At 63.6% G+C, this 12,897-nt stretch carries 8 protein-coding genes; 4 read left to right on the forward strand and 4 right to left on the reverse strand.

Features of this window, described 5'->3' with window-relative positions; genetic code table 11:
* Window positions 1–224 precede the first annotated feature (224 nt).
* On the forward strand, window positions 225–2,393 hold the full coding sequence (locus GPY60_RS11405) for an acyltransferase family protein (RefSeq protein ID WP_370462693.1): 2,169 nt from the start codon (window positions 225–227) through the stop codon (window positions 2,391–2,393).
* A 154-nt stretch (window positions 2,394–2,547) separates the two neighbouring features.
* Here GPY60_RS11405 and GPY60_RS11410 read toward each other — a convergent pair whose 3' ends face one another.
* Window positions 2,548–3,342: an alpha/beta fold hydrolase gene (locus GPY60_RS11410; protein WP_156687782.1), complete on the reverse strand. Its 795-nt coding sequence runs from the start codon at window positions 3,340–3,342 to the stop codon at window positions 2,548–2,550.
* Window positions 3,343–3,578: 236 nt separating this feature from the next.
* Here GPY60_RS11410 and GPY60_RS11415 point away from each other — a divergent pair, with 236 nt between their 5' ends.
* The 3 genes from GPY60_RS11415 to GPY60_RS11425 all read left to right on the forward strand — a co-directional run bounded on the left by GPY60_RS11415 (window position 3,579) and on the right by GPY60_RS11425 (window position 7,432).
* A complete protein-coding gene (locus tag GPY60_RS11415; RefSeq protein ID WP_156687783.1) occupies window positions 3,579–4,961 on the forward strand; it encodes a nucleotide sugar dehydrogenase in 1,383 nt (460 codons plus the stop codon).
* Between the two features lie 63 nt (window positions 4,962–5,024).
* Entirely contained in the window at window positions 5,025–6,011 is a 987-nt protein-coding gene (locus tag GPY60_RS11420; RefSeq protein ID WP_231639578.1) for an NAD-dependent epimerase/dehydratase family protein, read from the forward strand.
* Window positions 6,012–6,151: 140 nt separating this feature from the next.
* Window positions 6,152–7,432 carry a glycosyltransferase gene (locus GPY60_RS11425; RefSeq protein WP_156687785.1) on the forward strand — a complete coding sequence of 427 codons (1,281 nt, stop codon included), beginning with the start codon at window positions 6,152–6,154 and terminating at the stop codon, window positions 7,430–7,432.
* A 4-nt stretch (window positions 7,433–7,436) separates the two neighbouring features.
* On the opposite strand, the gene GPY60_RS11430 is transcribed toward GPY60_RS11425, so the two are convergent.
* The 3 genes from GPY60_RS11430 to GPY60_RS11440 form a co-directional block, all read right to left on the reverse strand.
* On the reverse strand, window positions 7,437–8,549 hold the full coding sequence (locus GPY60_RS11430; protein WP_156687786.1) for an NAD-dependent epimerase/dehydratase family protein: 1,113 nt from the start codon (window positions 8,547–8,549) through the stop codon (window positions 7,437–7,439).
* A 113-nt stretch (window positions 8,550–8,662) separates the two neighbouring features.
* Window positions 8,663–10,849: an acyltransferase family protein gene (locus tag GPY60_RS11435; protein ID WP_156687787.1), complete on the reverse strand. Its 2,187-nt coding sequence runs from the start codon at window positions 10,847–10,849 to the stop codon at window positions 8,663–8,665.
* Window positions 10,850–11,126: 277 nt separating this feature from the next.
* Window positions 11,127–12,455, reverse strand: a complete 1,329-nt coding sequence (locus GPY60_RS11440; protein ID WP_156687788.1) for a hypothetical protein — start codon at window positions 12,453–12,455, stop codon at window positions 11,127–11,129.
* Window positions 12,456–12,897 lie beyond the last annotated feature (442 nt).

Below are 12,897 nucleotides of genomic sequence, written 5' to 3' on the forward strand. Positions count from 1 at the left end.
GAATGACTGCAGGGTGCCGCGTGGTACTGACCCCCTGCTGCAAAACATCTGCAAACGAAATTGGACTGAACACCTCTCTGGTAGGAGGGGAACTCGAGGAATCCGAATCCGAGCCTTCTGGGGACAACGGTGACGCCGTGATTGGCCATCATCGTCAGCTTGCTGAACAGCTGTGTGATAATGCCTCGACTCTAAGAACGCGTCCTCTTCCCAGGTAGGTGGTCTTGCACCCGGCCGACAGCGTTAGCACTGCTGGCGAGGCGCCGACTCAACGCTCGACACAGCCGCAATTTCGCCCGGACATCGAGGGCTTGCGCGCGGTCGCGGTGGTAGCCGTTGTCCTGTTTCACGCTGAATTGCCCGGGGTGAGTGGCGGCTTCACCGGGGTGGACGTGTTCTTCGTCATCTCCGGTTTCCTGATCACGGGGATGCTCTTGCGAGAGGTGAACACGACTGGCAACGTCCGGCTGCGCCGCTTCTACGGAGCCAGGGCCCGCCGCCTGTTGCCGGCATCGGCCACAGTGGGCGTCGCTACCGTGCTTGGTGCGGCGGTCTTGTTGCCCGTGTTGCAGGCCGAGCCCATCATTCGTGACGGGATCGCCAGCGCGTTGTACATCGGCAACTACTGGTTTGCTCTGCAAGGAGTCGACTACCTGGCCGCCACGGCGACGCCATCGCCGTTTCAGCACTACTGGTCACTTGGGGTAGAGGAGCAGTTCTACCTGGTCTGGCCAGCAATGATCATCGGTACGGCCTGGCTCGTCCGGCGCGTGCGCCGCCGCACGGATGCCGCCTCCTCGCAGCGGCCGTATCTGGTCGTTCTTGCGCTGGTCGCGGCGATATCGTTTGCGATGTCGTTGGCGCTCACTCACCTAGCGCCTCCCGTGGCTTTCTTCTCACTGCCCACGCGTGCCTGGGAATTGGCGGCCGGCGGCCTGGTGGCCCTCACCGGGGCCCACTGGCGCCGGCTTCCTCCTCTGCCCGCGGCGATCGCGGGGTGGTCGGGGCTGGGCTTGATATTGCTGGCCTGCACTTGCTTGGGTCCAACCACCCCCTATCCGGGCACTGCGGCGCTCTTGCCGGTACTGGGTGCGGTGCTGGTAATCGGCGCGGGTTGTGCCGCACCGGCTCAAGGGAGCGGGCGGGTCCTGGGAGTGCGGCCGATGCGGGCCATCGGCCGAGTGTCTTATTCGTGGTATCTGTGGCACTGGCCGATGCTGATGATCGCGCTTTGGTCGTTAGCGCCCGTAATGGGCCATGCGGTGTGGCTGGCTCTGGCGGCTGTCCTGATCTCCCTTGCGCTGGCCGTGCTGACCCTGCGCATCATCGAGAATCCGTTGCGATTCGCCCCCTCCATGCGTCGGTCAGCTGCCCGCAGTCTCGCGCTCGGCGGTGGCGCCACCTCGTTAGTTGTCTGTGTAGGCGTGGCCTTGCTGATGTTATTGCCGACCCCGGTCGGTCGGGGCCCGAATGCTCCGACGCTGACGGTCACCGTGGCGCCTACGCCTTGGGGCTCTGGCGTTGAGGCATACGACGCGACCGTGCGGGATGCGTTTGCGCAGGTGCAGGCCGCGGTCGCAGCATCGGTTGCGGTGAGAGCCGTACCGTCAAATTTGAAGCCACCACTCGCCGCGACGCCCAAGTTGTCGTTCTTAGCCCCCGAACGCTGCCTTCTCAGTTTTTTCGAAATCAGACAACCCGAGTGTGCGACAGGTGACGCCACCTCGACGAGCACGATAGCGCTGGTCGGTGACTCGAACGCTGAGATGTGGCGCCCGGCGCTCCAGCACGTCGCCGAACAGCGGCGTTGGCGGCTGGAAACCATGACCAAGGTCGCGTGCCCCTTGCTAAATCTACCGATCCGCAACCCCGTCTTTGGCCGGGAGTACAGCGAGTGTGAGCAGTGGGGAGGTCAAATCACGGCCCGGCTGCGTAACGAGCACCCGCGGCTGGTCGTGCTCAGCGCGATGCGGCGATACGGCGCCCTGTACGGTATTACGCCGTACGGTGCCGCATGGATGGACAGTCTTCGCCGTGAAGTGCTCGAGCTGCGCGGCATCGGTGCGCAGGTACTGGTGCTCGGGCCGATCCCGGATCCGCACGTGCAGGCACCGTTTTGCCTCTCCAGCCATCTTGATGACGCCACGGCCTGCTCGTCGCCGAGATCGACGGCGGTCGACGAAGCCGGTATTGCCGCCGAGTCGGCCGCCATCAAAGCCGCCGGTGGACAATACGCGGACCTCAGCGATCTGTTCTGCACCGCCGAGCGCTGCCCTGTGATCGTGGGAAATGCCCTGGTATATCAAGATGAGAACCACGTGACGGCCGAATACGCTCGGTTGCTGGCGCCGTTGATCGGGGCGTTGGCCGACCGCGCGCTTGCCCGCGGTTGAGATGGTGCAAATCGACATCCTGCGCGCTTCGCACTCGCGCCGCCGACTTTTCTCCTCCCGACGAAGGCAACACCGGCCTCCGCTCTGCCAGCCGTCCTCAACGTTGATCCGTTCGCCTCTAGGTGCATCGATGACAAGCCGCGTGCCGCATCGATCAGTGACGAACCGGTTTCGGCCGTGCGATCTCAGGAGGCAGCACACTATCTGCGAGCCAGGCGTCGAGGGTGCGCGCGAAGAGGTCGGGATAGTGCGTGGGCCAGTCGTGCGGCATACCGACCGCGACCCTGTTGACTCCGTGGGGCATTTGCCGCGCGAGCACCGCAGCCCAGCGGCGTGCGCTGGGCAGCTCCTTACTGCCGGTGACGAACAATGTCGGCGATTCCGATTTGCAGAGTTCTTCCGGGATCGTGAATCCCGCGGCCGCCATGATGACGTCCGCGAGCTGCCCACTGGTGATGAGACGTACGTCATCGCGATAGTCATCGAGTCGGGCCCGTGGAACCTTCGCTTGCCAGGCATTGCGGTGCTGGCGCACCATCCAGCGGTAGATCGGGTTGCGGGCCGGCAATGCCACGAGGCGGCGCGTCAGCTCGGCGAACGGCAGGGTGTTGACAAACGTCCCGCAGAGCACCGCCCGATCGACGAGTTCTGGCTCGGTCGCGAGCAACTGGACTCCCACTTGGGCACCCAGCGACAGGCCCACAATGTGGGCGCGGCCCGCGCGCACCCGGGAGCGGATAAGTTCGGCCACCAAGCCGGCGGCTCTGCCCATGTCGAATGGTCCCAGCTCGAAGCTCTTGCCGAAGTGGGGCAGGTCGGGGACCAGACAGCGATATTGCTGCATGCGTTCGACCACCGCCTCCCAGGACCAGCCGCTCGTGTACGCGCCGTGCAAGAAGACGATGGCGGGTGCCCTCGCCGGACCGGATTCGCGCACGAACAGGTCCATAAGCAGGGACCCTAACGCGTTAGGCAGCGATCTTTCAGTCTCCGATAACGCGGGGCCAACCGGCGTTTGCCGGCCACGTCGCACCGGGGAATCCGCGGGTGGGCGGCTAGGGCGAAATTCGGGACCGTACTCCTATTACACGGGTGTTGGATTAGACTGCCACGGGTTAGCGGGGTTGGAGGTCGCCGCTCACCTTTCAGGACGCGCACGGGGGACCGAAGGGGCTGGGTTCCGCGATGGCAGACGGTGTGTTCGGACGTAGCGACGCCGAAATCGATCTCCTGGTCCGCGGCATGCGATCGGGCATCGCCGTGGTGGGCTTCGGCTACATCGGCACCGTCATCGGCGCCGTGCTGGCCGACCGCGGCTGGCCGGTGACGGGAATCGATGTTCGACAAGCCGTCGTCGACGAGATCAACCTGGGCAAGACGACTGTGCCCGAGCCGGGGCTTGACGAACTCGTCGCCAACAGCGTGCGCATCGGCCGGCTTCGCGCCACGACCGACTTTGGTGCCCTCGAAGACAACGACTTCGTCATCGTGACCGTTGGCACGCCACTGGGACCGGACTTCGAGCCCATCGTTGACGACATCAAAGCCGCGGCCAAGGCCGTGGGGGAGCACCTCCGTCCCGGCCACCTCGTCATCCTCAAGAGCACCGTGCCACCCGACACCACCGAAAACCTCGTCCGCCCGATCCTCGAAGAGGCCTCAGGGCTGCGCGCGGGCGTCGATTTCGGTTTGGCGTTTTGCCCCGAGCGGCTCGCCGAAGGTCAAGCCATCAAGGAACTGACGTCGATCCCCGTTGTGGTCGGCGCGGTCGACGAGCGCAGCGCTCGCGCCTGCTCCACACTGTGGCGGCACGCCCTCGGAGTGGACTCCGTCGTCGTCGACGATCCGCGCACCGCCGAGATGGTCAAGCTTGCTGACAACCTCTGGGTCGACCTCAACGTCGCGCTGGCAAACGAGCTGGCCAAGGTCTGCGACCGGCTGGGCATGGACGCCTTGCAAGTCATCGAGGCGGCGAACACGATGCCCAAGGGCGGCCGCGACGCGAACATCCTCAGGCCGAGCATGGGTGTGGGTGGTTACTGCCTGACGAAAGACCCGTGGTTCGTCAACCACCTGGGCCAGTCCGTCGGGCTGGATCTGGCCATCCCGCGGACGTCACGGACGGTCAACGACACGATGCCGGCCTACACCTACGGGCTGCTCACTCAGCTCCTCGCCAGTCAGGGCAAGACGGTCGGAGCCAGCAAGATCGCTGTGCTGGGCATCGCGTTCAAGAACAACACCGGCGACTGTCGGCTCACGCCCACCAAATACGTCGTCGGCCTGCTCGAGGAATCCGGCTGCCAAATTGCAATCCATGATCCGTGGGTGCCGGACGACGAGGCCCGCACGGTAACGAAGATCCCGATGACCCCGGACATTGAATCGGCGGTCAAGGACGCCGACGCCTTGGTGGTGCTGGCGGGGCACCGGGAATTCCATCAGATCCCCCTTGTGCGGCTCGCCGAACTGGCGTCGACCGGGTGCGTGTTCCTCGACGGCCGGAACAGCTTCGACCCAGCGGCGGTTCGCGCCGCCGGCTTCGTCTACAAGGGGATAGGCCGGTAAGCGGCCGAAGGCGAACGTCGACCGCTACACGGAATCGAAAGAGCAAATATGTCTAATGTCGTAGTGACGGGCGGCTACGGCTTCATCGGATCGCATTTGGTTTCAGCGCTGCTGAACCGTGGAGACTCGGTCACGGTATTCGACTGCGCCAAGAACACCCGCGACACCAGCATTGACTTCGACCGGCATGCAAATTTTCGGTTCGTGCAAGGTGATGTGACCGATTCGACCGCGCTGGAACAAGCCCTGACTCCCGGCGTTGACCTGGTCTTCCACCTCGCCGCGGTGGTCGGCGTCAAGAACTATCTCAACGATCCGCTGGCGGTTCTCGACGTTAACGTGATCGGCACTCGCAACGTCCTCCAGCTCAGCCAGCGGCACGGAACACGCGTGGTGTTCGCCAGCACTTCCGAGGTGTTCGGGAAAAACCCGAACCCACCGTTCGCCGAGGACGACGACCGCGTCCTGGGTTCGACGAGGACCGCGCGGTGGAGCTACAGCACCAGCAAGGCCATGGCCGAGCACCTCGTCTTCGCGATGCATGCCGCCTACGGTTTGCCGGTGACGGTGGTGCGCTACTTCAATGTGTATGGCCCGCGGCAGAATCCGATCTTCGTAATTTCACAGAGCATCCACCGGATCCTCAATGGCCGCCCGCCGTTGCTCTACGACTCGGGCGACCAAACCCGGTGCTTCACCTATGTCGACGACGCCATCGCCGGCACGTTGCTGGCGGCCGACAGCGCCGCAGCGATCGGTGAGGCCTTCAACATCGGCAGCATGACCGAGACGACAATGCGTGACGTGATTGACCTGGCGATCAAGATCGCGAACGTTGATTCGGTGTCCCGTCCCGAAGCTGTTGACACAGTGGCGCGTTACGGGGGTCGCTACGAAGACATCCCACGTCGTATCCCGGACTCGACGAAGGCACAACGAGAGTTGGGGTGGCGCCTTCAGGTCGATGTTGAGGAAGGGATCCGCCGCACTATTGAATGGGCGCGGGCTAACCCGTGGTACCTCGAAGAACCCGCTGGGCATCGGGCTTAAGACAGTCGTTTGTCCAGGCCTCTGGATTTTATGTCTGTAGCGCCAGCGACCACGTTATGCTGCTCGGCGCAGCTGGGAATGTGGGCTGCCGCTCCCATTACTCAGACTCGCACGGGAAGTGAAAGGTTGGGATTTCGCCGATGAAATTTGTGCTGGCAAATTGGGGAACTCGGGGCGAAGTCGAGCCTTACGTCACAGTCGGCCGCGAGCTGGTGCGTCGCGGGCACGAGGTGCACATGGCTGTCGCGCCCGAAATGGTCGGTTTCACCGAGGCCGCCGGGCCTAGGGCGGTGGCCTACGGACCGGCTTTGAAGGCGATCCTGGACCCGCATCGCGATTTCTGGGCTGGCTTGTTTGCCCATCCCTGGAGGGTCCAGGAGTTGAGCAAGCTTTCCGGCGAGTACTCGAAGCCACTCATCGAGTGTCGTGCGGAGGTGAGTGAGACGCTGACGTCGTTGGCGGACGGGGCCGATCTTTTGCTCACCGGCATGAACTACGAAGATGACGCGGTCAATGTGGCGGAGCATTGCAACATTCCCCTTGCCACACTGCATATTTTCCCCCTGCGGGCCAACGGCCAGCTCCTACCGTTTCTCCCGGCGCCGCTGGCGCGTTCCGCAATGACGCTGCTCGACTGGGCGGCTTGGCGCGGAGGGAAGAAAGTCGAGGATGCGCAGCGCCGTCAACTCGGTTTGCCGAATGCAACGCGGCCCTGGCCGCGCCGGATCACCGAACACGGATCGCTGGAGATCCAGGCTTACGACCAAGTCTGCTATCCCGGGCTGGCAGCCGAATGGGCGAAATGGAACGGGCAGCAGCCGCCCAAGAGGCCGTTCGTGGGTGCGCTGACGATGGAGTTGCCGACGGATACCGATGGAGAGGTCGCATCGTGGATTGCGGCGGGGACCGCGCCGGTTTGCTTCGGATTCGGCAGCGTAGGGGTTGAATCTGCTGCCGACACGCTCGCGATGATCAGCTCGGCTTGCGCACAGCTTGGCGAGCGCGCGTTGATCTGTGCCGCCGGGTCCGATTACAGCAACGTCTCACACCCAGAACACGTCAAGGTTGTTGGCGTGATGAATTACGCGGCGGCCCTGCCAGCCTGCCGTGCATTCGTGCATCATGGAGGTGCGGGCACCACCAATGCTGGCCTGCGCGCGGGACTGCCGACTCTGATCCTCTGGACGTTGCCCGACCAGGGGCTTTGGAGCGCGCGCGTCAAACGGCTGAAAGTCGGTACCGGGCGCCGCTTTTCGGCCACCACCGAGAAGTCGTTGGTCGCAGACCTTCGCACCATCCTGGCCCCGCAATGCCTCAGCCGGGCCCGTGAACTCGCCGCCCGGATGACCAAACCCGCTGATAGTGTTGCGACCACCGCCGATCTTGTGGAGAACTTCGCCCGCTTGGGAAATGTCGGTTGAGCGGCTACTTCAGCAGGGCGGTCATATGGGTGTGATCACTTGCCTTGGCACGTGATTCGAGCTGCTCGTTGATCCAGTTGAGCAAGGCACGCAGACCGTCCTCGAGCTTCCATTTTGGGCGCCAGGCGAGTTGCTTCATTGCCGGCTCGATGTCGCATTTGGCAGCGCGTACGTCACCGTCGCGAAATTTCCCTACGACCTTCGGAGCGGGGGCATCGCAAATGGTGGCAATCTTTCGAGCCAGCTCGTGGATGGTAGTTGGCGTACCCGACCCGATGTCGAGGCAGCGTGGTTCTGTCGCAGGTTTCTCGATCGCGGCGAACAGCGCCTCTACGACGTCGTCGACATAGACGAAATCACGAAGGATGTGCCCGTCTTCGTACACCTCCAGCGGGCGCTGCTCGCGTGCCTGTCGCGTGAAAAGAGCGACTATTCCGGTGTAGGAATTCGTCAACGACTGGCCCGGTCCGTAGACATTCTGCAGCCGCAGCACGCTGAGGCGCGTGTCATGGGCGGCTGTCCAGGCGGCCAACACGTGTTCTTGGGCGAGTTTGGTCGCGGCGTAAATGTTGGTGGGCCGGGGTTCGGTTCGGCCGGCGCGGCTGGTCAGCGGGACAGCGGGATTGTCGTTGGGCCCGTGCGGATCCCACATGCCGGCCAGCAGTTGAGCGTGACTGCGCGGCTGCGGGTAGAAGACCTGAGAGCCGCACTGCCAAGCGCCTTCGCCGTAGACGGCGCGCGATGAGGCTACGACGAGTTGGTCGGGCACGTGTGCTGCGCGGCTCAAGGCGTCGAGGAGTTGGGTGGTGCCCACTACGTTCACCGAGCCGTGGCGCGTCGCCTCAGACAGCGACTGCGCCGTTCCCGTCTCGGCCGCCAAATGGACGACTTGGGACGGTCGGCACAACCGCAGCACCGCATCCCAGTCGGGGGCGTGAGTGACATCGCCGGTGCAGAGCCGTACTGATGGCGGTAGGTCGATCGTCGTATCTGGGCCGTGCACCTGCGGGTGCAATACATCCATGACGGCGACGTCATAGCCGGCTTGGGTGAGGCGGCGCGCAAGTGCCGACCCGATGAATCCAGCCCCGCCAGTAATCAGAACCGATGCGGACAACTTACGATCCCTCTCGTCGCTTTATGAGGGAAGAATGCGACCGCGACACCCCGCTCGGTGTGCGTGCCACGCCGATCATAGGGCAGACCACGCCATCGTCACCGCGTGCCATGTCAACCCGCGGCGAGTACTCGGTCAGTCAGCGCTCCCAACACCGGGGCCAACAGCCGACTGTATTCGATCGTTACGTGGTCCTGATCGCGGTAGACCAAGGTGTTGCCGACGATGACCGGGCAGCGATCGGCGGTGCAGAAAAGCTCGGTGAGGTCGGCGTATTGCCCGCCGCCGGCTTTCGTGGCAGCCGCCTCGGCCACGATTCCGGGTTGTTTCACGGCCCTGGACTTGGCTGGCGAACAGGCGTTAGCGTCGTCGAGATGGACGGACAGGCATAGGGGTACGACTGACTGCGGGTCGGGTATCGGTCCGAGCAGCAGCACTTGGGCGCCCATACTGTGCAGTTGCTGTACTTGGCGGCTCAGGCTGGCGATCCATGCAGGATCATACGACGTAAAGCCCGAGGCCCAACCGTATTGGGCGCCGTACCGCCGCATCATGCTGAGCACCACCAGCCGCGGGCGCTCGGCCCGTAACCGCGCAACGATCTGCCCCCGCCACTGTTCACACTCGGTGTAGTCCCGGCCAAACAGGGGGATGGCGATTGCCATGTCCATCAATGGGCAGTAGGCCTTGGTCAAGGTCTCGAGCCGCCAGTGCCGCTGGGCGGCGACCTGCTCGAAAGCTGGCTCCCACATGGCCGCATTGGAATCTCCGACCACTGCCAGTGTCGTCGAAGAAGCGGTGTCACCCGTCGCGCACTGCGGATGATCGATCAGGAGAAGATCGCGCAAGCAGCCATTCGCGCCGAGCGGTCTCTTTGCCGCTTCGGCGAGCGGAGGATTCAGGTTCAAAGGGACGGCTTTGACGTCGGCCGAGGCCGCGACCGCGACCTGCACCTGCGCGAACGCCTCTCGCATCGCCGCGTCGTACGCGGCGATGTCGGAGCCCGCCGGGGGAGACGTTGCAGTGATGGTCAGCGCGGGCGCTGCAGGGCCACGGCCGACCGGGGTCGGCACCACAACCAGGAGGGCCACACCCACACCCACTGCCACCGCGGTGGCGGCGCCGCCGAGCGCGAGGCTGCGGGCGGCCGACCGGCGCACGGGTACGGCGAATCGCAGCGGGTTCTCGATGAGACGCAGGGTAAGCACAGCCAACACGAGGGAAAACAGGATCGCGACAACTCCCAGCCAGAGTGGATGCCGGGGCCATGCCGCGGCAGGCATCGCCACGAGCAGGACCGGCCAATGCCACAGGTACCACGAGTAGGACACCCGGCCGATCGCGCGCATCGGCCGCACCGAGAGCAGATGGTCGACGCCCCGCGCCGGGGCGGCGCAGCCCGCGCTGATCACTAGCGCCGCACCCAGCACGGGCAACAACGCCGCAGCACCCGGATAGGGTGTGGACCGATTCAATTGAGAGCAGGCCAAAACTATTAGGGCCAGGCCTCCCCACCCGGTGATTGCTGCGGGCAGTGCCGGCAGTCGACGCCACTGTCCGGCGGTCAGCGCCACCAGACCACCGACTGCCAACTCCCAAGCCCGGGTGGGCAGCGAAAAGAATGCGACCGGAGGCGCCGGGCGAGTGGTCGCCAGCGACACTGCAAACGACAACGCGGCAACCAGCGCCAGGACTACCAGATATGGGGTAGTCCTAGAGCCGGCATGGGTTTGGCGCTGTCGGCTTGTCCGTCGGATCAGCCACGCTGTCCCGATGATCAAGGCCGGCCACACCAGGTAGAACTGCTCCTCGACGCCCAACGACCAGTAGTGCTGGAACGGAGAAGGCGGCAAGTTGGTCGCTAGGTAGTCGACGCCTTGCAGCATGAACCGGTAGTTGCTGACATACAACGCGCTGGCGATGCCGTCATCGATGATGCCTCGGGACAGCAACGCTGGCACCAGGGCAGCCGCGCCGAGCATGATCACTACCCCGACCGTGGCGGATGCCGGTAGCAATCGCCGGGCCCGCGCCCCATAGAAGCGCGCCAGCCGGACGGTGCCGGTGGTGCCTGCCTCGCGCCAGAGGAGCCCGGTGATCAGAAACCCCGAGATCACGAAGAACACGTCCACGCCAACAAATCCCCCACTCACACCGGGTATGTCGGCGTGAAATAGGACAACGGCCACCACCGCGACCGCGCGCAGGCCCTCGATATCGGAGCGAAATCCCGCTCGTGCCAAGCGTCGACTCTGTATTGCTTCGGTATGGCTAACGCTGTCAGCCGGGTGCAAGGTCACCTACCTTGGAAGAGGAACGAGTCCGCAGAGTCGAGGAATTATCACACACGTGTCTAAGGCATCGGGCCGATTCCGCAACTGTTAACTACCTGCGAGCGCGCGTCGGCCAATATGATGAAGGCTCGGGACGGCCGCGGTCGAAGGCAAGCGGCGCTTAAACCGCTGCGTCGGCTGTAAGTTCCCCTTATCTCGTCAGTTTCGGCACCGCGGCCAGCTCGGCGTTGATGCGCATTTAGCTGCGGCGAAGGCGATGAGCTCTACTCGACGCCACTGGCGATCATGGGCATGCCGACACCCACATCGGATCGGCGGCCAACTGCGAGCAGTGGGTCATCAGACGCTGGTTCCCTTGCTCAGTGCTGATCGCAGTGAGGATTGGGAGTGCAGTGAAAGCGACGATTGCAACTGCGAAGGAGATTCGGGTGCGTCTGGCGGCCGGCCGGGCCGACTCGGGTTCACGGCTCGCATAGAGCAGATAAACCACGCCGACATCGAAGCTGATGACTATCCACCATCGGAGCCAATCGGCAGCAGTTGCGAAAATCGGAAGCAATAAAAGGGCCGCCAGAGCTATCCACGAATGCCGGCGTTGGACGGCTTGGCGAATTCGCCCGAGGGGCACGCCGGAAAAACCCCGGACGACGAACACCGTCACGGCGAAAACGACAAGCCCTGCAATGGTCTGCATTATCCACGGTCCCCAACCGAGCGGATTGAGTTCGATCAGGGGCGTTTTCCTCGTTGTTACGGTAATATAGCGACAAGTCCAGTCGTGATAGTCCACATACCGACCGGGCGCAAATAGCAAGGTTCTGTGTGGCAACCGCGCACATTGCGAGGAAACGTCTCGCTGCCTCAGCCCCGCAATCGCCAGCGCGACCGCCAAGCCAGGAGCTACGGCAAGAAGGGCACTGACGCGCTGAATTTTGACGGAGGTACGCGGCAGAACCGCGATCGCCAGGATCGCACCGAGCGCCTGCAGAAACGGAACAGCCTCGTGGATCAGCGTCAGTACCGCCACAGTCATGCCATAAATGCCACTCGCAGGCAGTAGCGATCGGCTCCCCTTCGGCGAGGCGAGCATCACTGCGAAGAGCGCCAACGCTGCCTCGCCAAGAAGGTCGGGAGTTGGTGCCGCCACAGCCCGCACCAAACCGAAAGGCAGCGCCGGGATGAGTAGGGCGAGCATCAACCGGCGTTCGGAGCGACCGAATGTGCTTGCCACCGTCCACGCCACTGCCGCGATGGCGACTCCGAAGAGGGTCGGGACAAGCCAGCGCATTATCAATAGGCCGGTGAAGTAGAGGCTGGCGGGGAAGAGGTCAATAATCTCGCCAATGAGTCCACGTCTAACAAAGCCGTGGCGGTAATCGATCGCATAGTAAGCGAAAAATTGCAGATTAGGCTCGTAAATACTCGCGTATGCAACCGAAGACGCGATATAGAGCAGCACAAGCAGACCGATGATCGCGTAGACGGCCGTTACCCGATTGCTCGGCTCATCACACTCCCCAGTTCGAAGCGATTCTTCGGTTTGGTGGCGACGACCGGTGCCAAATCCCGTCTGCCTCGTGCGACCGTCTAGTCGCTCGGGTTCTGGTTTCATGCTGTCGCCTCAACGCGGGCGATCCGCCAGGCGAACCGCGATGGCATGTAAGCCCTGGACGCCGGAGCGTGGGATCCCGTACGTGGCGCTTGTCGACTAGGTACTGCTTCGCGAAGGCTAACGCTGTCGGCGGGCTTCAAGGTCACCTACCTTTAAAGCGAACGAGCGGGCAAATCGCAGGCATTATCACACAAGTGTCGAATAACTTGGACTGGTTACACGAGTTGTTAACTGTGGGCGAGAGGCGGTCGGCGAACGCCTCGATTAACGGGACTCGCAAAACATCCTCATTATCGTGCGGTGGGAGAACTCAAATGCGACACCGCGGCATCGACAAGGGAAATACAATCTCGCCCACGTGCAAGAGGAGTGCAGGCTTGGCGGCTGAGTCGGTGTAGCCGCGGAGCGGGCGGCTAGGTCGGAAGGTCACCAGCTAGGCCGA

This window comes from Mycobacterium sp. Marseille-P9652 (genome assembly GCF_902652685.1).
GTDB lineage: Bacteria > Actinomycetota > Actinomycetes > Mycobacteriales > Mycobacteriaceae > Mycobacterium.